The organism is Methylorubrum thiocyanatum (assembly GCA_014138645.1).
In the GTDB taxonomy this organism is placed as follows: domain Bacteria; phylum Pseudomonadota; class Alphaproteobacteria; order Rhizobiales; family Beijerinckiaceae; genus Methylobacterium; species Methylobacterium thiocyanatum.
Genome location: JACJIB010000001.1, coordinates 717,756 through 740,466, shown reverse-complemented (window position 1 = coordinate 740,466; position 22,711 = coordinate 717,756). Strand labels below are relative to the sequence as shown.

At 70.8% G+C, this 22,711-nt stretch carries 21 protein-coding genes; 9 read left to right on the top strand and 12 right to left on the bottom strand.

Annotated features, from left to right (window positions below; translation table 11 throughout):
* Positions 1–65: 65 nt before the first annotated feature.
* From HNR51_RS03460 to ileS, 5 genes are all read right to left on the bottom strand, one after another.
* A complete protein-coding gene (locus HNR51_RS03460; RefSeq protein WP_141951396.1) occupies positions 66–1,349 on the bottom strand; it encodes a M16 family metallopeptidase in 1,284 nt (427 codons plus the stop codon).
* Between the two features lie 70 nt (positions 1,350–1,419).
* Positions 1,420–2,802 (bottom strand): M16 family metallopeptidase, encoded by a 1,383-nt coding sequence (locus HNR51_RS03455; RefSeq protein ID WP_141951395.1) that lies wholly within the window; start codon positions 2,800–2,802, stop codon positions 1,420–1,422.
* A gap of 147 nt (positions 2,803–2,949) precedes the next feature.
* Positions 2,950–3,642: a hypothetical protein gene (locus tag HNR51_RS03450; protein WP_141951394.1), complete on the bottom strand. Its 693-nt coding sequence runs from the start codon at positions 3,640–3,642 to the stop codon at positions 2,950–2,952.
* A 168-nt stretch (positions 3,643–3,810) separates the two neighbouring features.
* Positions 3,811–4,326: a signal peptidase II gene (gene lspA, locus HNR51_RS03445; RefSeq protein WP_012454177.1), complete on the bottom strand. Its 516-nt coding sequence runs from the start codon at positions 4,324–4,326 to the stop codon at positions 3,811–3,813.
* On the bottom strand, positions 4,323–7,304 hold the full coding sequence (gene ileS / locus HNR51_RS03440; RefSeq protein ID WP_182553964.1) for an isoleucine--tRNA ligase: 2,982 nt from the start codon (positions 7,302–7,304) through the stop codon (positions 4,323–4,325). The genes lspA and ileS overlap by 4 nt, the downstream gene beginning before the upstream one ends.
* 504 nt (positions 7,305–7,808) lie before the next feature.
* On the opposite strand from ileS, the gene HNR51_RS03435 reads away from it, so the two are divergent.
* From HNR51_RS03435 to thrS, 4 genes are all read left to right on the top strand, one after another.
* Positions 7,809–9,197 (top strand): dicarboxylate/amino acid:cation symporter, encoded by a 1,389-nt coding sequence (locus HNR51_RS03435; RefSeq protein ID WP_012454175.1) that lies wholly within the window; start codon positions 7,809–7,811, stop codon positions 9,195–9,197.
* Positions 9,157–10,122: an ROK family protein gene (locus HNR51_RS03430; RefSeq protein WP_373325198.1), complete on the top strand. Its 966-nt coding sequence runs from the start codon at positions 9,157–9,159 to the stop codon at positions 10,120–10,122. The genes HNR51_RS03435 and HNR51_RS03430 overlap by 41 nt, the downstream gene beginning before the upstream one ends.
* Positions 10,101–10,889 (top strand): hypothetical protein, encoded by a 789-nt coding sequence (locus HNR51_RS03425; protein ID WP_182553962.1) that lies wholly within the window; start codon positions 10,101–10,103, stop codon positions 10,887–10,889. The genes HNR51_RS03430 and HNR51_RS03425 overlap by 22 nt, the downstream gene beginning before the upstream one ends.
* 320 nt (positions 10,890–11,209) lie before the next feature.
* Complete coding sequence (gene thrS / locus HNR51_RS03420) at positions 11,210–13,237, top strand: threonine--tRNA ligase (protein ID WP_012454172.1); 2,028 nt, start codon at positions 11,210–11,212, stop codon at positions 13,235–13,237.
* Positions 13,238–13,259: 22 nt separating this feature from the next.
* Here thrS and HNR51_RS03415 read toward each other — a convergent pair whose 3' ends face one another.
* On the bottom strand, positions 13,260–14,654 hold the full coding sequence (locus HNR51_RS03415; protein ID WP_182553961.1) for an aminotransferase-like domain-containing protein: 1,395 nt from the start codon (positions 14,652–14,654) through the stop codon (positions 13,260–13,262).
* Between the two features lie 125 nt (positions 14,655–14,779).
* Between HNR51_RS03415 and HNR51_RS03410 the strand changes: the two genes are divergently transcribed.
* Positions 14,780–14,926, top strand: coding sequence for a hypothetical protein (locus HNR51_RS03410; protein ID WP_182553960.1), 147 nt, complete (start codon positions 14,780–14,782; stop codon positions 14,924–14,926).
* Between the two features lie 161 nt (positions 14,927–15,087).
* Here the strand turns inward: HNR51_RS03410 and HNR51_RS03405 are convergent, their stop codons facing one another.
* Both HNR51_RS03405 and HNR51_RS03400 read right to left on the bottom strand, forming a co-directional pair.
* Positions 15,088–15,480: a hypothetical protein gene (locus tag HNR51_RS03405; protein WP_182553959.1), complete on the bottom strand. Its 393-nt coding sequence runs from the start codon at positions 15,478–15,480 to the stop codon at positions 15,088–15,090.
* Between the two features lie 17 nt (positions 15,481–15,497).
* Positions 15,498–16,418, bottom strand: a complete 921-nt coding sequence (locus tag HNR51_RS03400; protein WP_141951387.1) for an RgsD C-terminal domain-containing protein — start codon at positions 16,416–16,418, stop codon at positions 15,498–15,500.
* A gap of 114 nt (positions 16,419–16,532) precedes the next feature.
* Between HNR51_RS03400 and HNR51_RS03395 the strand changes: the two genes are divergently transcribed.
* Both HNR51_RS03395 and HNR51_RS03390 read left to right on the top strand, forming a co-directional pair.
* Positions 16,533–17,117 carry a nitroreductase family protein gene (locus tag HNR51_RS03395; protein ID WP_012454167.1) on the top strand — a complete coding sequence of 195 codons (585 nt, stop codon included), beginning with the start codon at positions 16,533–16,535 and terminating at the stop codon, positions 17,115–17,117.
* A 10-nt stretch (positions 17,118–17,127) separates the two neighbouring features.
* Positions 17,128–17,733, top strand: coding sequence for a flavin reductase family protein (locus HNR51_RS03390; RefSeq protein ID WP_012454166.1), 606 nt, complete (start codon positions 17,128–17,130; stop codon positions 17,731–17,733).
* 77 nt (positions 17,734–17,810) lie between these two features.
* On the opposite strand, the gene HNR51_RS03385 is transcribed toward HNR51_RS03390, so the two are convergent.
* From HNR51_RS03385 to HNR51_RS03370, 4 genes are all read right to left on the bottom strand, one after another.
* Entirely contained in the window at positions 17,811–18,104 is a 294-nt protein-coding gene (locus HNR51_RS03385; protein WP_182553958.1) for a type II toxin-antitoxin system RelE/ParE family toxin, read from the bottom strand.
* On the bottom strand, positions 18,101–18,328 hold the full coding sequence (locus HNR51_RS03380; RefSeq protein WP_141951385.1) for a hypothetical protein: 228 nt from the start codon (positions 18,326–18,328) through the stop codon (positions 18,101–18,103). Before HNR51_RS03380 ends, HNR51_RS03385 begins: the two co-directional genes overlap by 4 nt.
* A 62-nt stretch (positions 18,329–18,390) precedes the next feature.
* The gene (locus HNR51_RS03375; RefSeq protein ID WP_182553957.1) at positions 18,391–19,002 is read right to left on the bottom strand and encodes a glutathione S-transferase family protein; all 612 of its coding nucleotides are present in this window, start codon (positions 19,000–19,002) and stop codon (positions 18,391–18,393) included.
* Between the two features lie 37 nt (positions 19,003–19,039).
* On the bottom strand, positions 19,040–19,699 hold the full coding sequence (locus HNR51_RS03370; RefSeq protein WP_182553956.1) for an aldolase: 660 nt from the start codon (positions 19,697–19,699) through the stop codon (positions 19,040–19,042).
* Between the two features lie 145 nt (positions 19,700–19,844).
* Between HNR51_RS03370 and HNR51_RS03365 the strand changes: the two genes are divergently transcribed.
* Positions 19,845–20,957: a transglycosylase SLT domain-containing protein gene (locus HNR51_RS03365; RefSeq protein WP_182553955.1), complete on the top strand. Its 1,113-nt coding sequence runs from the start codon at positions 19,845–19,847 to the stop codon at positions 20,955–20,957.
* Positions 20,954–22,615 (top strand): DUF2336 domain-containing protein, encoded by a 1,662-nt coding sequence (locus tag HNR51_RS03360; protein WP_182553954.1) that lies wholly within the window; start codon positions 20,954–20,956, stop codon positions 22,613–22,615. Before HNR51_RS03365 ends, HNR51_RS03360 begins: the two co-directional genes overlap by 4 nt.
* Positions 22,616–22,711 lie beyond the last annotated feature (96 nt).

Genomic DNA, 22,711 nt, shown 5'->3' with positions numbered 1-22,711 from the left:
GAAAAAGGCCGGCAATGCGTTTCCGCGTGCCGGCCTCGATCGTTCCCGCTTCGGAAAAGACCCGCTTACAGCCCCGTCGGCCGTCCGGCGGCCACCACCAGCATCTTGCCGTCGCCCAGTGTCCGCGCGCCGGCCCTGCGGATGTCGGCCTGGGTCACGCTCGCCACGAGGTCGTTGCGGCGGGCGATGTAGTCCATGCCGAGCCCCTCGAAGGCGATCTGCACGAGCTGGTTGGCGATCTTGGTCGAGGTGTCGAAGCCCAGGGCGTAGGAGCCGGTGAGGTAGTCCTTGGCCTTCTGCAGCTCCTCGTCGGAGGGGCCGTCGGTGATGAGGCGGTGGATTTCGTCGCCGATCACGTCGAGAGCCTCGACCACGCGTTCGTTCTTGGTGGCGGTGTAGCCCCAGGTCATGGCCACGCCCCGGTGCGAGGTGAGCGAGGTGCCGACCGAGTAGGCCAGCCCGCGCTTCTCGCGCACCTCCTGGAACAGGCGCGAGGTGAAGGCGCCGCCGCCCAGGATGTGGTTCAGCACGTAGGCCGGGATGAAGTCGGGATCGCGCCACGCCACGCCCGGCATGCCAAAGCGGATCACCGATTGCGGCACGTCGAGATCCACCACGATGCGACGGCCAAGTTCGTTGATCGCGGTCGGCGGCACCGGCTTGAGCGGACCGGCCTCGGGCAGGCCGCCGAAGGCGCGCGCCACCATGCCGGTGATCGCCGCCTCGTCGAAGGCGCCGACGGCGGCGACCTTCAGGCCGCCGCGGCCGATCACGGCCCGGTGGAGGGCGACGAGATCGTCGCGGGTGATGGCCGAGAGCGTCTCGACGGTGCCGGCGGAGGGCCGGCCGTAGGCATGGCCCGGAAACGCCTCGCGGAAATAGCGGCGGGAGGCGAGCACGCCGGGATCGTTCTGCTGGTAGCGCAGGCTCGCGATCATCTGCGCCCGCACCCGCTCGATCGCGGGCTGGTCGAAGCGGGGCTCGGCCAGCGCGAGGCTGAGCAGGCGGATCGCCTCGTCGGCATGCGTGAGCAGCGTCTTGAGCGAGCCGCCGATGGAATCGGGGCCGGTATGGAAGCTCAGCTCGATCGCGCGGGCCGCCAGCGCCTCCTGGAAGGCGTCGGAATCGAGGTCGCCCGCGCCCTCGTCGAGCAGCCGCGCCATCATCTGCGCGGTGCCCGCCTTGCCCTCCGCGTCCTGCGCCGCGCCGCCCTCGAAGGTGAAGGAGAGCGCGATCATCGGCACCACCGGCGAGGCGACGTGCCAGGCCTCGATGCCGGGGGCGGCCGCGAGCGGCAGCGCCTGGGTCGGCGAGGTCGCGGTGCGGGTGCCGGTCTCGGCGAGATTCATCGGAAGTTCCTTAAAGCGTCTTTTCGCAAACGGCGCCGGCCTTCGGGCGGCGCGAAGAATCAGGTCGGCCTCAGGCGATCGCCACGTCCGTGTCGCGCGCCTTGGTCAGGTAGCCGGTCACCGAGCGGGCGGGCACGAGGTAGCGGGCGGCGACCTCCAACAGCCGGTCGCGGGTCACCGCCTCGATCTCCGTCGGCCAGGCGCGCACCTCCTCGACGGTCTCGCCGATGGCGAGCGCCGAGCCGTAGATGCGGGCCAGCGAGGACTGCGAGTCGGAGGAATAGACCGTCTCGGCCACGAGCCGGATCTTGGCCCGCTCGATCGCCTCCGGGTCCAGCGCCTCGGGGGCGCGGCGCAGCACGCGGTCGACGTGCTCCTCCAGGGCCTCCAGGCTCACGCCCTCCGCCGGCACGGCGTAGACGGCGAAGCGCGTGTCGTCGATGGCCGAGCCCATGTACCAGGCGCCGGCATTCACCGCGACGCCCATCTCCAGCACCAGCTTGCGGTAGAGGAACGAGGTCGCGCCGCCGCCGATCACCTCGGCGAGCAGTTCGAGCGCGTGGCCCTCGCCGTCGCGGGCGGTCATGCAGGAGGGAGTGAGGTAGAGGCGCTGCAGGGTCGGCTGCTCGACCTTCGGGTCGGCCACCGCGATGCGCCGCATCGCCCGGGGCTCCGGCTCGCGCGGGCGGGTCCGAAGCGGCCGCGCGCCCTGCGGCGCGACCCGGCCATAGGTGTCCTCGGCGAGCCTCCGCACCTCGTCGGGCGTGACGTCGCCGGCGACGACCAGGATCGCGTTCTCCGGGGTGTAGAAGCGCTTGTAATAGTCGATGGCGTGGGTGCGGTTCAGTTCCTCGATCTCGTGCATCCAGCCGATGATCGGAATGCCGTAGGGATGGTGCACGAACAGCGAGGCGGCCATCGCCTCGGAAAGCTGCGCCGACGGGTCGGTCTCGACCCGCATGCGGCGCTCCTCCAGCACCACGTCGCGCTCGGGCGCCACCACGGCGTCGTCGAGGACGAGGCCGCTCATGCGGTCGGCCTCGAACGACATCATCGTCGAGAGGTGGTCGCGGGCGACGCGCTGGAAATAGGCGGTGTAGTCGTAGCTGGTGAAGGCGTTCTCCTGGCCGCCCAGGGACGAGACAGCCTTCGAGAAGGCGCCGGCCGGGTGCTTCTCGGTGCCCTTGAACATCAGGTGTTCGAGGAAGTGGGCGATGCCGGACTGGCCGATCGGATCATCGGCCGAGCCGTTGCGGTACCAGATCATGTGGGTCGCCACCGGCGCCCGGTGGTCGGGCACCACCACCACGTCGAGCCCGTTGTCGAGCACGAAGGCGGAGACCTCCGGGCCGCCGGCCTCGGAGCGCCCGAACGGGGCGGCGTCCACGCGGCCGGCGTGATTCAGGCCTCGCTGCGGTCCCACGGGAGCGATGGCCTTCCGGTAGAGGTGCATCCTACTTTCCTTATGCGGGGGCTCTTCCGCCCTCCGCGCTTTCCGTCCCAAAACGCCCGGCATTGTCCCGAGATCGGGAGCCGGTGGCAAATCCCATACCGCGCGGCGTGTCCGCGCGGTCACGGCTCGTCCGAATGCGCGATGGTCTCAGCGCGCGGACTGGCTTCTCATATAGGCACGCGGATCGGCTTCGTCCCGGTCGCTGATCGGACCGCCGACCGGACCGCCCTGGGGCTTGGCGACCTTGACGGGGGCCTTGCGGTAGCCGGTGGGCGGATCGGTGAGCGTGTCGCGGTCGGGCTCGACCAGGGACGGCTCGGTCTTGTCGGGGGTGCCCTTGAGCAGCTCGAACGGGTTGAGCCAGGTCGAGCTGCGCGTGTCGCCCTCGCCCGGAGCGTTCGCCGGCCCGGTCAGGGCGCCGGCACCGGCGCGGCGGCCCGCATCCATCTCGTAGACCGAGAGCGTCTCGTTGTTGTCGTTCATGCGCCCCTGCGCGCCGCGCACGATGGGCTTCTTCGCCTCGACGGCGGCGCGCTCGCGCTGGATCACCTCCGGATCCTTCGGCCAGGCCGGATCGGCCTGGCGGGCGCGGGGCGGGGGCAGGCCGGCGGTCAGGTCTTCCTTGCCGCCGAGCTTGGGCGGCATGGCGAGCGGGGCCCGCTCGCGATAAGTGATGGCGGGCCGGTCGGGCTCGATCAGGCCGAGATTGCTCAGGGTGTCGCGCATGAACTCGCCCTCGGCGCGGGCCGTGCCGACGGCGAGGGCGGGCAGCAAGGCCGCCCCCAAAGCGAGAGGACGGATCGATCCGAAAGCCCGCGAGACGCTGCGCCGTCCGTTCATGCCGTTTTCCCCAAGGCGCGAGACCGGTTGCCGCCCGCTTTTCATCCGGGGCGGTCAGCGGAACAGCGATTCATGATGAATCGCGTACCGAGCCTGTCCGAACCGAGGTGAGCCGGGTTTCGGGCGAAGGTATGGCGCCTTGACGCGGGTGGGGAGACGGGGAGCCCCTCAAGCCTGGGGATGGCCGCCGTTCCCGGCGATATCCGTCCGCGGGGCGCGCCCGGTCGGGCGCAGGCTGTCGATGAGCAGGCCGACGACGCCCGCGACGATGGCCGCGTCCGCCACGTTGAACACGTACCAGGACCACCCGCCCGCATGCAGGTGGACGAAATCGAACACCGCGCCGTAGGCCGCCCGGTCGATGGCGTTGCCGAGCGCGCCGCCGACGATGAGGCCGAGGGCGACGGCCAGCAGCCGCGAGCCGGCCCGGCGCATCCAGAGCGAGAGGCCGAGGGCGGCGGCGAGCGAGACCGCCACCAGCAGCCATCGGCCGAGCCCGCCCTCCTGCTGGAACATCCCGTAGGACACCCCGCGATTCCAGACGACGACGAAATCCGCGAACGGCGCCAGCCGCCAGGGCTGCGTCATCACGAGGTCGGTGCCGAAATAGAGCCCGAGCTTGGAGGCCTGATCGAGGACCAGCGTGGCCAGCGCCGCGATCAGGCCGGAGCGGAACGGGCTCACGCCGCCCCCGCACCCGGATGCGCCGCGTCCCACTCGCGCAGGGCTCGCGCGTCGCGGGGCGTCACCTCGGGATAGTCGGGATCGCTCCCGACCTCCGGCGTGACTCGCCAGGAGCGGGCGCATTTGGTGCCCGTCGCACGCTCGGGCACCACCGCCACGCCCTTCACCTCGTCGAGGCGGAACGCCTCGACCGGTCCCTCGCCGTCCCGCACCGTGATCGCCGAGGTGATGCAGATATCGGCGAAGTCCACGCCGTCGAGGGCGCCGAGCAGGTCGGTATCGGAGACGTAGACGGTCGGCGCCGCCTCCAGGCTCGCGCCGATGCGCTTGGCCGCGCGCTCGATCTCGAGCGCGCCGGTGACGACGCGGCGGACCTTGCGCACCTTCTGCCAGCGCGCCGCGAGCCTGTCGTCCCGCCATTCGGCCGGCGTCTCCGGCAGGGTCTGGAGATGCACCGAACCGTCCTCAGACGGGTAGCGGTCGAGCCACGCTTCCTCCGCCGTGAAGGCGAGGACGGGGGCGAGCCAGATCGTGACCCGGCGGAACGCCTCGTCGATCACCTGCAGCGCGGCGCGGCGCGTCACCGAGGAGATCGGGTCGCAGTAGAGCGCGTCCTTGCGCACGTCGAAGTAGAAGGCCGAGAGATCGCCGGTCATGAAGCCGTTGAGCAAGGCCACGATCCGCTTGGTGTCGAAGGCCGCGTAGGCCTCGCGGATCTCGCCGTCGAGCTGGGCGAGGCGATGCAGGATGAAGCGCTCCAGCTCCGGCATCTCGGCGAAGGGCACGTCGTCGCCGGGCACGCGGTGGGCCAGCGAGCCCAGCATCCAGCGCAGCGAATTGCGCAGCTTGCGGTAGGTCTCGGCGAAGGTCTTCACGATCTCCGGACCGATGCGCAGGTCGTCCGAGTAATCGGCGGCGGCGACCCACAGGCGCAGGATGTCGGCGCCCGATTCCTTGATGACGTTCTGCGGCGCGACGACGTTGCCGCGCGACTTCGACATCTTCTCGCCCTTGGCGTCGAGGACGAAGCCGTGGGTGAGCACCACGTCGTAGGGCGCATGCCCCCGGGTGCCGCAGGATTCGAGCAGCGAGGACTGGAACCAGCCGCGGTGCTGGTCGGAGCCTTCCAGATACATCACCGTGTCCGGCCCGCCATCGACGGCGCGGCGGATGCCGGCAAGGCCGGGGAAGGCCGAGGCGTCGTCCAGCACGAAGGCGTGGGTCGAGCCGGAATCGAACCAGACGTCGAGGACGTCGGTCACCTTGTCATACCGGGCCGGATCGTGGTCCGGCTCGAGGAACCGCGCGGCGGCGCCCTCCGTGAACCATGCATCCGCACCCTCGGCGGCGAAGGCCTCGGCGATGCGGGCATTCACCCTCTCGTCGCGCAGCACGGTCCCGGTCTCGCGCTCGACGAAGACGGTGATCGGCACGCCCCAGGCGCGCTGGCGCGAGACCACCCAGTCGGGCCGGCCCGCGACCATGCCGTTGATGCGGTTCTTGCCCTGCGGCGGCACCCATTGCGTCTGTTCGATGGCGTGGAGCGCCGTCTCGCGCAGGGTGCGGTTGCCGAGCGCATCCACCGGCCGGTCCATGGCGATGAACCATTGCGGCGTGTTGCGGAACAGCACCGGCTTCTTCGAGCGCCAGGAATGCGGGTACTGGTGGCGCAGCACCCCGCGGGCGACCAGCGCGCCGACCTCGCTCAGCGCGGCGATGAGCGCCTTGTTTGCGTCGCCCTTCTCGCCCTTGGCCGTGAAGACGAAGCGGCCGGTGAAGCCCGGCGCCTCCTCGGTCAGCATGCCGTCGGCATCGACGGTGTAGGGGATGCGGGTGTCGATGCCGGCTTCCGTGAGGCGGCGGCCATTGGCCATCCACACCTCGAAGTCCTCGCGGCCGTGGCTCGGCGCAGTATGGACGAAACCGGTACCGGCCTCGTCGGTGACGTGCTCGCCGTCCAGCATCGGCACGGGGAAGCCGTAGCCGAAATCGAAGGCGCTGAGCGGATGCGACAGGGTTAGCCCGGCGAGGTGAGAGGCCGGCACGTCGGCCACGCGCTCGAACGCCTCGACGCGGGCGGCCTTGAACACGCCCTCGGCCAGCGCGTCGGCGAGCAGATAGGTGTCGCCGACCTTGGCCCAGTTGTCCTCCGCCGCTTGCGTGACGCGGTAGAGCCCGTAGGCGACGCGCTTCGAATAGGCGACGGCGCGGTTGGCCGGCAGCGTCCAGGGCGTGGTCGTCCAGATCACGACGCGGGCGTTCGCCAGTTCGGCCGGGGCGCCCTCGCGGATCGGGAACGCCACGAACACCGTGTCGCTGACATGCTCCTCGTACTCGACCTCGGCCTCGGCGAGCGCGGTCTTCTCCACCACCGACCACATCACCGGCTTCGAGCCGCGATAGAGCTGGCCGGAGGCGGCGAACTTCATCAGCTCGGCGGCGATGCGCGCCTCGGCGGGGTAGGCCATGGTCGAGTAGGGATGATCCCAATCACCCGTGACGCCGAGGCGCTTGAACTCCTCGCGCTGGATGTCGAGCCACTGCGCGGCAAACGCCCGGCATTGCTGGCGGAATTCCAGCACCGGCACCTCGTCCTTGTTCTTGCCCTTGGCGCGGTACTGCTCCTCGATCTTCCACTCGATCGGCAGTCCGTGGCAGTCCCAGCCCGGCACGTAATCCGCGTCGCGGCCGAGCGCGCCCTGGGAGCGCACCACCACGTCCTTCAGGATCTTGTTGAGCGCATGCCCGATATGGATGTTGCCGTTGGCGTAGGGCGGGCCGTCGTGCAGCACGAAGCGCGGGCGGCCCTTCGCGGCGGCGCGGATCCTTTCGTACAGGCCGATGCTCTTCCAGCGCTCCAGCAGGAGCGGCTCGCGGGTCGGCAGGCCCGCACGCATGGGGAAGTCGGTCTTCGGCAGGAACAGGGTCCGCGAATAGTCGCGGGCGGCCGCGGGCGCGGCATTGGTCTGATCGCTCATGGCGGGTTCGGCGCTGGCTCTCGTCGCGGGGACGGTCGGTTCGGGTCGGGAAACGGGCGGACGGGCTTCACCCGGCATCCGGCGCAGCCGCTGAACGCGGCGCCTACACGGAGGCCGGGCCCGTAATTCGCGACAGGTGGGGGATCGGGCCGAACATGGAGCGCTTCTAGAGCGGTCCCCCGCCAAGGGAAAGGGCAAACGGAGGCATGCCGGAAGGGACGCGACCGGGCGCCTCTCACGTTCGACACGCGCGCGTCATCCGCGAGACAGCTGTGACATCGGACCGCTGACGACTTGCACCGGCCGCGCTTCCTTGCCATCAGCCGAACCCGAGCGTCGCCGTCCGCAGACGACGAAGACCGTGCCCGGCCTTCTCGACAGCCTCGCTGGTTACAAATGTTGCGGCGACTACAGGCGTGCAATTGAGCACCGCGATCAAAGAGAATAGCGTCCGCGAAAAGCCGCCCGGGCGAGCGCCGCGCGACACGGTATCGGTGAGGAAACATGGCCCATTCCGCAACGCATGATGCGGGCGCGACCGGCGCGCACGTGCCCTGGTACCGGGTTCTCTACATCCAGGTGCTGATCGCCATCGTGCTGGGCGTGCTGCTCGGCTGGTACAGCCCGAAGACGGGCGTGTCGCTCAAATGGCTCGGCGACGCCTTCATCGCGCTGATCAAGATGCTGATCGCGCCGATCATCTTCTGCACCATCGTCCACGGCATCGCCTCGATCGGCGACCTGAAGAAGGTCGGCCGCGTCGGCCTCAAGGCCCTGATCTACTTCGAGGTGGTCTCGTCCATCGCGCTGCTCATCGGCATCATCGTCGGCGAGGTGATCCAGCCCGGCGCCGGCTTCGGCGCCGACGTGTCGAAGCTCGATGCCAAGGCGGTCGAGGGTTACGCCAGCAAGGCGGCGGCGGATTCGACGGTCGCCCACATCCTGGCGATTATCCCGAAAAGCTTCTTCGACGCCTTCGCCACCGGCGACCTGCTTCAGGTCCTGCTGATCGCGATCCTGACCGGCGTGGTGCTCACCGGCATGGGCGAGAAGGGCGCCAGCATCACCCGCGGCATCGACGCGGCGGGGCAGGTGTTCTTCCGCATCATCGGCCTCGTGGTGAAGCTCGCCCCGATCGGCGCCTTCGGCGCCATGGCCTTCACGGTGGGCCAGTACGGCATCGGCAAGGTCATCGACCTCGCATGGCTGGTGGGCACCTTCTACACCACCTCGCTGCTGTTCATCTTCGTCGTGCTCGGCGGCATCGCGGCGTTCGCCGGCTTCTCGATCGTCAAGTTCCTCGCCTACATCAAGGACGAGCTGCTGATCGTGCTCGGCACCTCCTCCTCCGAGACCGTGCTGCCGCACATGATGACCAAGATGAAGCGGCTGGGCGCCTCGGATTCGGTCGTCGGCCTCGTGATCCCGACGGGCTACTCGTTCAACCTCGACGGCACCAACATCTACATGACGCTCACCACCCTGTTCCTGGCGCAGGCGGTGGGCGCCGACCTCTCGGTCGGGCAGTACGCGACGATCTTCCTCGTTGCGATGCTGACCTCGAAGGGCGCCTCGGGCGTCACCGGCGCCGGCTTCATCACGCTGGCCGCGACGCTGGCCGCGATCCCCGGCAACCCGGTGCCGGTGGCGGCGATGACCCTGGTGCTCGGCGTCGACAAGTTCATGTCCGAGTGCCGCGCGCTCACGAACCTCATCGGCAACGGCGTGGCCACCATCGTCGTCTCCCGCTGGGAGGGCGAACTCGACAAGAAGAAGCTCGCCGAGGTGATGGCGCATCCGGTCGCGATCGGCACCGAGATCTCGGACGAGGCGCCGGAAGGCCCCGGCGAGGATGCGCCGCCTCCCGCCCCGAAGGCCGTGGCGGCGCAGTAAGCCCGCCTTGGCCTCCGACCGGTTGCGGATCGGGATCGATCTCGGCGGCACCAAGATCGCCGGGATCGTCCTCGATGCCGACGGGACCACGCGGGCGGAGATGCGCGTCCCGACCCCGCGGGGCGATTATGCCGGAACCCTCGACGCCATCGCCGGCCTCGTGGCCACGCTGGAGCGGCAGGCCGGCACGACGGGGGCGAGCGTCGGCGTCGGCATGCCCGGCGCGGTCTCCCGCGCCACCGGTCTCATCAAGAATGCCAACTCCGTCTGGCTGAACGGCCGCCCGTTCCCGCAGGATCTCGCCGCCCGTCTCGGCCGCCCGGTGCGGGTCGAGAACGACGCCAACTGCCTCGCCGTGTCGGAGGCGGTGGATGGGGCCGGCGCGGGTGCGGACCTTGTCTGGGCGATCATCCTCGGCACCGGCGTCGGCTCCGGGATCGCCCTGCGGGGGCAGGCGCTGACGGGCCGCAACGCCATCGCCGGGGAATGGGGGCACAACCCGCTGCCCCGGCCCGGCGACGACGAGCGCCCCGGCCCTGCCTGCTATTGCGGCCGCCACGGCTGCATCGAGACTTGGCTTTCCGGCCCCGGCCTCGCCGCGGATTTCCTTCGGCAGACGGGCGAGGCGCGATCCGGCGAAGACATCGTCGCCCTGGCGCGAGCCGGGCACGCGGGCGCCGCGGCGGCGATGGCGCGCTATCACGACCGGCTCGGGCGCAGCATCGCCCACGTCGTCAATCTCCTCGATCCCGACGTGATCGTGCTCGGCGGCGGTCTCTCGCGGGTCGAGGGGCTGGCCGCGGCGTTGCCGGGGGCGATTGCACCGCACGTCTTCTCCGACGCCTTCGACACGCCGGTGCGGGCGAGCCGGCACGGCGACGCGTCGGGCGTGCGCGGCGCGGCATGGCTCTGGGGGACGGCATGATCGGCTGGCTCCGCCGCCTGCTCGGCCAGGACCGTCCGCATCCTCCGCTCCCTCCGCCCTTACCGGCCTGGGAGCCGGAACCGCCTCCGCCCCCCGTGCCGGCCTGGGAGCCGACACCGCAGCCGCCGCGCCAGCGCAGCGAGGCGGAGATCGACGCCGTCGAGGCGGCCCTGAACGGCCTGATCGCGGCCGGCCTTCGGCTCGGGCCCCACTACGACGGGATGGATCGGCGCGCGGTCGCGCGCGCGATGGCGGAGCATCCCGAATTCGCCGTCGGCGACGGCAACGAGACCCTGCCGCTGACCGAACGCAGCTCCGAGGCGCTGTCGATCGACATCCTGTGGAGCTATCGCGCGCTGGCCGACGCGATCGAGGACGAATACGCCAACGCGGCGATCTTCGAGGACCATTGCTACGACGGCGCCGACGCGGAGACCTATCGCGCCCTGTTCGCCCGGCTGATCGATCTCGCCGGAATATGGACCGGCCGCAGCGTCGCCGTCGCCCCTGTGCCGGGACTCGGACCCTACGGGCACGGCTTCCGCGTCGCCTTCGAGACGCAGCCGCCGATCCCGCCCCTCACCTTTCCGGCCGACAAGAACTTCGACTGGACCCTGCTCGAACGGCTCGATGCGGGCCGGCCGGCGGGTGAAACGCGGCGCTTCCGGGTCGCCGCCGATGGCGGGGCGGGGCTGGTGCTGTTCCTCGACGACGCCGAGGCGCGGGCGATCGCGGCGCTTCTCGGCTGGGGGCCGGACGATCTCTAGGAAGCGGCAGGATCGATCGGCTGTGGCATCCTCAGCCGTCCTCATGCTGAGGGTCTGCGCCAGCAGCCTCGAAGCACGCCGCGACGCCACTCCGGGCAGACCGGCGCGTGGGATCGACCATCGGAGCGGGGTTCGAGGGCGAGTTGACGCTCGGCACCTCGGCATGAGGCGCGGGGGGCCGTGCCAGAGCCTCTGTCAGACGGGCTGCGTGGGCGACTGACGCCTTCGGCATGGTCAATCAGGATTGACTTCAACCGTCCGCCTTCCGAAAACCCGCCGTCCCCATTGCGGGGCGCATCTTCCGAAAAAACGGTTCCATCATGCCCATCCTGACCTTCCCCGACGGCAACACCCGCGCCTTTGAGGCCGCGGTGACCGGCCGGACCGTGGTGGAGGGCATCGCCAAGTCGCTCGCCAAGCGCACGGTCGCCATGGCGCTCGACGGCACGGTCCGCGACCTCGACGACACGATCGAACGGGATGCGGCGATCGAGTTCATTTCGCGCGACGACCCGCGGGCGCTGGAGCTGATCCGCCACGACTGCGCGCACGTGCTGGCGGAAGCGGTGCAGGCGCTGTGGCCCGGCACGCAGGTGACGATCGGCCCGGTGATCGAGAACGGCTTCTACTACGATTTCGCCAAGGACGAGCCGTTCACGCCCGAGGACTTCCCGAAGATCGAGGCGAAGATGCGCGAGATCATCTCGCGCGACGCGCCCTTCACCAAGGAGGTCTGGACGCGCGACGACGTGAAGGCGCTCTTCGCCGAGAAGGGCGAGCGCTACAAGGTCGAGCTGGTGGATGCGATTCCGGCCGGCGAGGATCTCAAGATCTACCGCCAGGGCGAGTGGTTCGACCTCTGCCGCGGCCCGCACATGACCTCGACGGGCAAGGTCGGCACTGCCTTCAAGCTGATGAAGGTCGCCGGCGCCTATTGGCGGGGTGATGCCAACAACCCGATGCTGACGCGCATCTACGGCACCGCCTGGGCCTCCCAAGCCGATCTCGATGCCTACCTGCACCGGCTGGAGGAAGCCGAGCGCCGCGACCACCGGCGGCTGGGCAAGGAGATGGACCTCTTCCACTTCCAGGAGGAGGGGCCGGGCGTCGTGTTCTGGCACGCCAAGGGCTGGACGATCTTCCAAGAACTCATCGCCTACATGCGCCGCCGCCTGAAGGGCGACTACGCCGAGGTGAACGCACCGCAGATCCTCGACAAGTCGCTGTGGGAGACCTCCGGCCACTGGGGCTGGTACCGCGAGAACATGTTCGCGGCCCAATCCGCGGGCGAGGAGGCCGAGGACAAGCGCTGGTTCGCCCTCAAGCCGATGAACTGCCCCGGCCATGTGCAGATCTTCAAGCACGGGCTCAAATCCTACCGCGACCTGCCCCTGCGCATGGCCGAGTTCGGCGTGGTCCACCGCTACGAGCCGTCCGGCGCCATGCACGGCCTGATGCGCGTGCGCGGCTTCACCCAGGACGACGCGCACATCTTCTGCACCGAGGACCAGCTCGCCGCCGAGTGCCTGAAGATCAACGACCTGATCCTCTCGACCTATGCTGATTTCGGCTTCGACCAGATCCTGGTGAAGCTCTCGACGCGGCCTGAGAAGCGCGTCGGCTCGGACGCCCTGTGGGATCACGCCGAAGCCGTGATGACGCGGGTCTTGGCTCAGATCGAGGAGCAGTCCGGCGGGCGGATCAAGACCGCGGTCAATCCCGGCGAGGGCGCGTTCTACGGGCCGAAATTCGAGTACGTGCTGCGCGACGCCATCGGCCGCGACTGGCAGTGCGGCACGACGCAGGTGGACTTCAACCTGCCGGAGCGGTTCGATGCGAGCTACATCGACGCCGACAGCCAGAAGAAGCCGCCGGTGATGATCCACCGCGCCATCTGCGGCTCGATGGAGCGCTTCACCGGCATCCTGATCGAGCACTTCGCCGGGCATTTCCCGCTCTGGCTCGCGCCGGTGCAGGTGGTGGTGGCCACCATCACCAGCGACGCCGACCCCTACGCCCGCGAGGTGGTTCGCGTCCTGGAGCGCGCCGGGCTGCGGGTCGAGGCCGACCTGCGCAACGAAAAGATCAACTATAAGGTCCGCGAGCACTCGCTGGCCAAGGTGCCGGTGCTGCTGGCGCTCGGCCGCCGCGAGGCGGAGGAGCGCACGGTCTCGGTGCGGCGGCTGGGCAGCCAGAAGACCACGACGCTCACCCTCGACGCGGCCGTGGCCGCCTTCATCGAGGAGGCGACCTCCCCGGACCGCCGCCGGGCGGAGGCCGCCGCCGACAGCCTGCCGAGCACGGATGCGGTGCTGGACGGGCAGCACGTCGAGCTTCCGGCGCCATAAGTCGCGGGAGGGGTGGAACGCCTCACCCCTCCATCGCCCGTGACAATTCCGAAAAGACCCGTGGGTCGGCGCATTGCGCCACGTTGAAGCGCATGGCGTCGGCGGCGCCCTGGCTCAGCGAGAAGACATTGCCCGGCGCCAGCACGACGCCGCGCGCCAGCGCCCGGCGGGACACCGCGGCGGCGTCGAGCCCGTCCGGCAGGCGGGCCCAGAGGAACATCCCCGCCTTGGGCACGAACGGCACGGTGACGCCGACCTCGGCGAGGCGCCGCACCACGGTGCCGCGGGCCTCCGCCAGCCGGGTGCGCATGGCGTCGACGTGGTGGCGGTAGCTGCCGTCACCGAGGAAGCGGTGGAGGGTCGCCGCGGTGAGGTGGTTGTCGCTCAGGGACACCGCGAGCTTGAGATCGACGAGCCGTTCGACCCAGTCGTCGCGGATCGCGATCGCGCCGAGGCGGGCGCCGGTCGAGATCGTCTTCGAGAAGCCCCCGACATGGATCACCCGGTCGAGCCCGTCGAAGCCGGCGAGCCGCGGACCCGGCTCTGCTTCGAAATCGGCATAGGCGTCGTCCTCGACGATGAGCGTGCCGTGCATCTCGGCGAGCCGCAGGATGCGGTGGACGACGACCGGGCTCAAGCTCGCGCCGGTCGGGTTCTGGAGGCCCGAATTGGTGATGTAGAACCGGGGGCGATGCTCGATCAGCGCCTGCTCGAACGCGGCGAGGTCCGGCCCCTCGGGTCCGAACGGCACGCCGACCATGTGCAGGCGGTGGGCGCGGGCCAGCGCCTGGAACGAGAAGTAGCAGGGGTCATCCAGGAGCACCGTGTCGCCGGGCTCGGCGAGGAAGCGGATGATCAGGTCGAGGGCGTGGGTGACCGAATCGGTCAGCACGAGCTGGTCGGGATGGGCGCGGATGCCGCGCTCGGTCAGCCGCAGCGCCATGTGCTGGCGTAAGGGGGCGTGGCCCTGCGGCGTGTCGTAGAACATCACCGCATCGCTCTGGCGGGCGATCTGGCGGAGCGCCCGGCGCAGCTCCGCCTGCGGCAGCCAGTCCGGTGGGAGCCAGCCGCAGCCGGGTCGCAGCGAGTCCGGCCGCGCCTCCAGCGATTGCCGGGTGATCCAGACCGGATCGACCGCCCGGTCGAGCCGCGGCCCGATCGCGGTGAGGCTGAGCGGCTCCGGACGGGCAGAGACGAAGAAGCCCGACCCCGGCCGGGAGACGATGGCGCCGCGCGCCGCCAACCGGTCATAGGCCTCGACCACGGTCGATTTCGAGACCTGCATGCTTTCGGCGAGGCCCCGCACCGAGGGCAGCCGGGCGCCGGGGCCGAGCGCCCGGCCTTCGATCCGCGCCTCGATGGCGCGCATCACCGTCTCGACCCGCGAGAGGGCCGGTTCCGCGACCATCACCGTCATGACTGTCTCTCCGAACTGTACCGAACCATGTCCCGGACAGTTCCTTGAAATCGTACCGCAACCGTCCCTGTCGGGAAAGCGGTGCCGCCGTCATATCGGGAGCACCGAGAGAGGGGAGACGGATCATGACGCGTTCAGAAGACACCCAAGCAGAAGACGCCCCTGCATGCCGGCCCGGTGCCCGCGCCTGGATCGGCCGTCGCCTGCGCGATGCCATCGTCCTGGCCGCCGGCGCCGCGCTGGCCCTGCCGCTGATCGTGCCGTTCGCTTGAGGGACGATCAGCCGGCTTGTCCCAGGACCTCATGGTTCCTGAGGTGCCGCGGAGCGGCCTCGAAGGAGGGCTCCGCTTCGCTCCGTCACCTCAGGTGAGGGATTGGCTGAACGAGTGGATCTGAGCCACGCTCTGGCTGAGCCGAGTCGCCAAGGAGGCCGTCAGCCGGCGGTACAATTCGCCTCGAACAGCGCTTTCGCCCGCTCCATGGCGCGGAACGCCGCCATCGAACCCGGGCTGCGCAGCTCCGGCCCCTCGGGCAGCCGCCCGAGAAACTTCTCCGGGAGGTTGGCGACGAAGGGCCGGGGGCCGGTATAGGCGCCCATGCGGTTCCTAACATCGACGGTTCCGCACAGCGCGCCGGCCCGGCCGATCCGAAGGTCGGCGACCTTGGCCTCGGGATCGCGCATCTGCTGCCCGATCAGGCTCAGCGCGGTGCGCGCGGCTTCCGCTCCGACGCCCGCATCCGAGCCGTCGATGACGGTCTGGGCCTCCGCCGCGCCGGAACCGGACAGGATCAGGAGGGCCGCGAGGGCGGATTTGGGCAGGCGCATCGCTGAAGCTCCCTCGATCAGCTTCCCTTGGCCACGACTTCGATGTCGCGGTCCATGCCGCTCTCCACCTTGAATTCGCGGGTGAAGACCTGCCCGTCGTGGCGGGCGATGAGCACGTAGTCGCCCTCCGCCAGCGTGACGGACGGGAAGGCGCCGATCGCCTCGCGGATCGTGTCGCCGCCGGGCGTCAGCACGCTGAAGGCCGTGCCGGCGAAGGCCTCGGAGCCGGGAGCAGCCACGAGCTTCAGGGTCACGGTCGCGGCGCGGTGGTTCATCGTCGCGTCGGTGACCTTGCCGTTCTCGACCCGGAGATCGGCGCGCTGGATCGCGTTCGAATCGCCGTAGCTCGACACGACGTGATAGGTGCCCTCGGGCAGGCGCACGATCTCGCCGGCCTTGATGCCGCTGCGCACGAGGCGCCCTTCCGAGTTCGTCCCGATCGGCACGTAGACCGAGAAGCTGAGCTGATTGCCCGGGATCTTCTGGTCGCCGACCGCCCCCGACAGCTTGAGCGCCCCCGCGGCGACGCGGAGCTGCTCCGTGTTGGCGGTGCCCGCCATGGTGATCCGCTTCGAGGCGCTTGCATAGCCGTAGGTGACGGTGACGACGTAGGCGCCGGCGGCGAGCTTGAAGGTCGGCGCGGGATCGTTCGAGCGGGCGACGATGGCCGGGCGGGCACCGTCGCCGTTCTCGCCGTAGACGCGCCATGTCAGCCCGGAGCGGACCGGCCCGTTCGAGCCGGCGAAGACGGCCGAGAGCGACAGGTCCGCCTCGCCCTCCGCCGCGGGCGGGGGCAGGATCGGCCCGGTCACGCCCGGCGAGGGCAGGCCCGGCCCGAACGGCGTCGGCGCCTGGGCACGGGCAGGCGGCGCGGCGAACATCAGCACCGCGAGGGCGACCGGGATTGCGGTCTTGCCGCCGGCTGACCCGCGTCCCATCGTCCCGTCATCCTCCCGTTCGCCGGCGCGGCCCTCGCCGCGCTCTTGAAACCCGACCGTGGCGGCGGCATGGCGGTCGTGACCCGAGCTTCACCCTCTCCACGCGGATTGTCCATGACCGAGATTCGAGACGCCGACGCGGGCACCCTCGACCTGCTGCGCACCCGCCGCTCGGTGCCGCCGATGCTGCTCGACGGGCCCGGCCCCTCGCCCGAGGAACTCGACCGCTGGCTCGGCATCGCCGCACGCGTGCCCGACCACGGCAAGCTCGCCCCCTGGCGCTTCCTCGTGATCGAGGGCGAGGGGCGCGAGCGCGTCGGCGCGATCATCGAGCGGACCTTCCTGGCCGACGTCCCGCAAGCCGACGAGAAGCGCCGCGCGCAGGAGCGGCAGCGCCTCGCCCACGCGCCGGTGGTGGTCGGGGTCGTCTCCCGCGCCGGTCCGCACGCCAAGATCCCCGAATGGGAGCAGGTGCTCTCGGCGGGCGCCGTGTGCATGAACCTCGTGGTGGCGGCCAACGCCGCGGGCTACGCCACCGCCTGGCTTACGGAGTGGTTCGCCTACGACCGTCGCGTCCTCGACGCGCTCGGTCTCGATCCGGCCGAGCGCATCGCCGGCTTCATCCATATCGGCCGCGCGCGGGAAGTGCCCTCCGACCGGCCCCGGCCGGATCTCGCCCAGATCGTCACGCGAGTCTGAGGGACGCGCCATGCACTACGAGGCCGAGGCCCCCAGCCTGCCGCACAACCCGCTCAAGGCCATCGTCGCCCCGCGCCCGATCGGCTGGATCAGCGCCATGGACCGGGCGGGGCGGGTGAATCTCGCGCCCTACTCGTTCTTCAACGCGGTCGGCGGCGAGCCCGACATGGTGATGTTCTCCTCCTCCGGCCGCAAGGACGCGATGACCTTCGCGGAAGAGGGCGGGGAGTTCGTGTGCAGCCTCGCCACCTTCGACCTGCGCGAGGCGGTCAACGCCACCTCGGCGCCCCTGGCGCGGGGGACCAGCGAGTTCGGCTTCGCCGGGCTCACCCCCGCGCCCTCGCGCCGGGTCCGCCCGCCCCGCGTCGCGGAATCGCCCGCGGCGATCGAGTGCAAGTGGCTCCAGACGGTGCCGCTGGTGCCGCTGGGCGGCGGTGAACCGGCGAATTTCATGGTGATCGGGCAGGTGGTCTCGATCTACGTGGACGACCGCTTCGTGCGCGACGGCCGGGTCGATACGGGGGCGATGCGCCCGATCCTGCGCGGCGGCTACTTCGACTACTTCACGGTCGAATCCGAAAACCGGTTCGAGCTGCGACGGCCGAAAGGGGGCTGAGAACGCTAAGCGTCAAGTTTTCAACCAAGCCATAGCGCCGGAAATAACGTCGTGGAGGCGGGAGCAGCCGTAAGTCGTCAAGGCGCGTCCGGCATCGAATCAGGATCGCGGGCACCGTGCCGGACAGCATGGACGATGATGTCCGTGCCCGTCGCCTCGTAGAAGATCAGGTAGGGATAGGGAGCCGTGGTCAGACGGCGGATCGTGGGATCATCCGTCTGCCTGCCGAGCGAGGGATGATCCACAAGTCGCTCCAACGATGCCTTGATCCTTTGCCGGACACGCTGCGCCCCTCGGGGTGAACGATCGGCGATATACTCCGTCAGCGTCTTCAAATCGGTCAGCGCCGGACGGGTGAAGCGGATCCTCAAAGGCCGTGCTTCGCCCAAACAGCACGCACTTCCTCGTCGCTGGCGAATTCGCCCCGTTCCGCTGCCGCCTTGGACACGGCGATCGCGGCGCGCTCCTCCTGCGACAGGACCACAGGTTCGGCCGCGTCGTCGGCAAGGCTCATCAAAACGCGGGCATATTCGTCCTGCGTTTCAGGAGGAAGGGCGCGGACCCGCGCAACGGCTCTGTCCAGAAGCTCGGTCATGCTTTCATTATGCATCCGATTTGTTCTCGAAAAAGAGGAAATCAGTACACTCCCTCGCGTCATCACGCTGCGCCGGAACTCCACTCCCCCCTCGCGATCCCGAGACCGTCTTCGACCCGCTTGATCCATGCCCGCAGCGCGGGATAGGGCGCGAGGTCGAAGCCGCCCTCGTGGGCGAGGCGGGTATAGGCCACGAGGGCCACGTCGGCGAGGCTCAGGTCGGCGCCGACGAGGAACGGCCGCGCCACCAGGGCGCCCTCCATCAGAGCGAGTGCGGCGTGGCCCCGCTCGAACAGCTTCGGTTCCAGCTCGGAGTCCGGCCGGCCGAGATAGAGGCGCTGGAAGCGGCGCACGGCGATATAGGGCTCGTGGCTGTACTGCTCCCAGAACAGCCATTGCCGCATCTTCGCCTGCGCGAAGGCGTCCGTCGGAATCAGCGCGGAATCGCGGGCGAGATAGCCGATGATCGCGTTCGATTCCGAGAGGCTGCGCCCGTCCTCCAGGACCAGGGTCGGCACCCGCCCGTCCGGGTTGAGGGCGAGGAAGTCGGGGGTGCGCGTCTCTCCCTTCAGGATGTCGACCGCGCGCCAGTCGAGGTCGATCCCGAGATGGGCCGCGACCCAGGCCACCTTCAGGCAATTGCCCGACTTGCGGTCGCCGTAGACGGTGAACATGGCAACGTCTCCTGCCTGGGATGCGGTCCGCGGCGCCTCATCCGGCCGCGTCGCGGGGCCGGCGCAGGAGGAGCGCCGGATCACCGATCACCACCGAGCCGAAGCCGTCTTCCCGCACCGCCGCAAGCCCCTCGGATAACGAGGCCTCGTCCGCTGTCAGCAGAGCGAAGGCCGTCGCGCCGGCCGCCGCCGCCGCGAGGCGGACGAGGCCGCGGGCCTGCGCCAGGGCGCTCCCCTCCCCCAAAGCTCCGGCGAGGGCCGGCCCATCGACGCCGATGCCGGCGAGCCGCGGGCTCGCCCCGGCAAAGCTTCGCCCTTCGAGCACGCCGTGGGGGTGGCCGATCGCGGCGAGGATCGCCGTCGCGCCGTCCGGGAGACCGGCGACAGCCTCGCAGACGGCGAGCCGGCCTCCGAGGGCGGCCACGTCGCGGCCGGAGCGCGCATCGCGCAGCAGCACACCGTCCGGCCTCTGGAGCACGATGCCGTCGAGCCTCGGATCGTCGACGCCGTCGAGGGCGGCGTAGACCGCGAGGTCCGGCCGGCGCGCCCGCAACTCGGCGACGAGGCCCGACCGCGGCACGGCGCCGAAGACCACCGCATCCGCCTCCGCCGGCACATGCCCGGAGGATGCCCCGTCGGCGACGATGACGGCGCGGCGGAACCCGGCGGGCAGTCGTGTCGGGGGTCGGAGGCTCATGCCGCCCTTCGGCTCCGCTCGCTCAGACCTGCCTCCCCTCTGCCGACGCCGCTTCCGGAAAGCCGCCTTCTTCAAGCTTCCTTTACCATATGCGCAGGAAAGTCAGGTTTCGCGGGGCCGAACGACGGTCCCGGCGGGACGCGTCATGTTCCTGTTCACCAATGCTCCCATCGGCACCCGCGAGACGGCGCCCCCGGCGCGCGCCGCCGCGGCGAACGGCGAGGTCGTCGAGGCGATCCGCGAGGGGGCGCAGACGAGCGGCGTCGGCTTCGACTACCTGCTCGCCACGGCCCAGCGCGAATCGAGCCTCAACCCCTCGGCCAAGGCGAGCACCTCCACGGCGACCGGCCTGTTCCAGTTCATCGAGCAGACCTGGCTCGGGGTGATGAAGAATGCCGGGCCCAGGCTCGGCCTCTCCTCCTACGCCGACGCGATCACCGCGGGCGCGGATGGCCGCTACAGCGTGGCCGACCCGGCGGCCCGGCAGGCGATCCTCGACCTGCGCCGCGACCCGAAAGTGTCGGCGGCGATGGCCGGCGCGCTGACGCAGCGCAACGGCGAGGCGCTGGCGTCGGCCCTCGGCCGCGAACCGAATGCGGGCGACCTCTACGCGGCCCATGTCCTCGGCGCCAAGGGCGCGAGCGCATTGATCGCCGCCGCGCAGGCGACCCCGTCGCGCCCCGCCGCCCTCGACCTGCCGGAGGCCGCCGCCGCCAACCGCAGCCTGTTCTACGACCGCGCCGGGCGCCCGCGCAGCGCCTCGGAACTCTACGGGGTACTGAGCCAGACCACGTCGGGCGTCGCGACCCCGGTGGCGACCGCCGCGGCGGAGTCGCAGCCGCCGACCGCCTACGCCTCGCTCGAGGGCGGCCTGCGCTCGCTGTTCCAGAACGACCGGCGCCAGGGCGCGGTGTCGGAAGGGGTGGCCAAGCTCTGGCAGAACCGCGCCGCCGCGGGCGCGGCGCCCCGCACCGGCCCGACCTATTTCCCGCGCTCCGATGCCTGGAGCGAGGCGGAGGCCACGGCCGCGCCGGCCGCCGCGACAACGGCAACGACGACAGCGACGACGGCGGAAACCGCGGTCGCCTCGGCGCCGATCCTGGTGCCCCTGCCGCCGCGCCGACCCGCCGGCCTGACGCTGGCAGCCGCGCCGTCCAGCACCCTCATGGCCGGCCCGGCGCCGGACGGACCGGCCGTGACCCCTGCGAAAAACTCGCTGTTCGATCCCTCCGCCTTCCGGCTCAGGAGCGGCTCATGATCCTTCGCCAGTTCCTCACCCTCACCCAGAACGCCTCGCCCGAGCGCCGCGCCGAGGCCGCCGGCACGCTGACCCGGAGCTATCTCGAGGGCGCCCTCGCGCCGGAAGCGGCCTGGGAGGCCAAGACGGCGCTCCTCGCCCTGCTCGACGACCCCGCCGCGGCGGTGCGCCGCGCGTTGGCGCAGGCCTGCGCCGGATCCGAGCAGGCGCCGCGGCCGCTGATCGTGGCCTTGGCCTCCGACCAGCCGGACATCGCCTGCCTCGTGCTGGCGCGCTCGCCCGTGCTGATGGATGCCGACCTCGTCGATTGCGTCGCCATGGGCTGCGAGGAGACCCGCGCCGCGGTGGCCGGCCGGTGCGACCTGTCGAAGCCGGTCGCCGCCGCCCTGGCGGAGGTGGGCGGCGCGCCCTCGCTCGTCGCGCTGGCACGCAATCCGCTCGCCGCGATCGGCACCACCGCCCTGCTGCGAATGGTCGAACGGCACGGCGACGACGCGGAACTGCGGCAAGCCCTGCTCGCGCGCACCGATCTGCCCATCGAGGTGCGCCACGCCATCGTCACCCTGATCGCCGAGCAGCTCTCGCGCCTCGGCCAGGATGCCGGCTGGATCAGCTCCGAGCGCGGCGCCCGCACCGCCCGCGAGGCCCGCGACGCCGCCGCCCTGGCTCTCAGCGACGAGGCCGGGGATGCCGGGCTCGCCCGCCTCGTCGCGCATCTCCGGGTGCAGGAGCAGCTCACCGCCGGGCTGATCCTGCGGGCGGTTCTCTCCCTGCGCCTTCCCTTCGCCGAGGTGGCGCTCGCCGAGTTGAGCGGGCTCAGCCGTGCCCGGGTCGCCGGGCTGATCCTGGAACCGCACGGAGCGGGCTTCGCCGCCCTGCACCGCCGCGCCGGGTTGCCCGACCTGCTCCTGCCGGCGGTCCGGGCAGCGCTCACCGTCTGGCGCGACGCCAACCACGGCCGCAACGGCATGGACGGGCCGCGCCTCGCCCGCTCGATGATCGAGGCCGCGCTGACCGCCTGCGAGACCCTGCCCTTCGCCGAGGCCCGCGGCTTGATGGCTCTGCTCGCGCGGTTCGAGGCCGAGGCGGCCCGTGACGAGGCCCGCATCCTGGCGCACGAGCAGGCCGAGGTTCAGGCGCGGGAAGTGGCCGAGGCGGCCACACGGCTCGCGGCGCCGCAGACGATCGAGGCCGGCCTCACGGCCGCGCCATCCGAAATCCTGATCCTGTCCGCCGACCCCGTGGCGCCGGAACCGAGCCTGCCCGACGCCGCCGCGGCGTGGCCGCTGGCCGCCCGGCCGGAGGACCGCATCGGCGCCGTTGTCGCCGGGCCGGACGCCGAAGCCGCGCCGGAGACGGCGGAGACCGTGCTCGCCGGCCTCGCCGACGAGATCATGGCCCATTTCCTGGCCGACCGTGCCGCCGCGATGGCGCAGGGGCCGTCCGCCGGTCAGGCCGAGACACTGAGACTGCGTGCGCTTCCGATCCCGGCGCCGCTGCCCGAGGCTTCATCCGTGATCATTCCCGAGATCGTGGTCGAGCCGAAGCGGGCTGCGCGGCCGCGGGCGATCGCCGTGGCGGTCGCCGCCGGAATGATCCCTCAGGATCTGGTCCTCAGCTACCGGGCGGATCGGGAGCGCCAGCGCCTCGCGGCGTGAGACGAAAGCAGCGTCGGCCGGCTCCCCGACGGTCTCCAGCCGATCGTTTCGGCAGGGGTAAATCCCCCTCGCCCCGCTTGCGGGGCAAGGGACTCG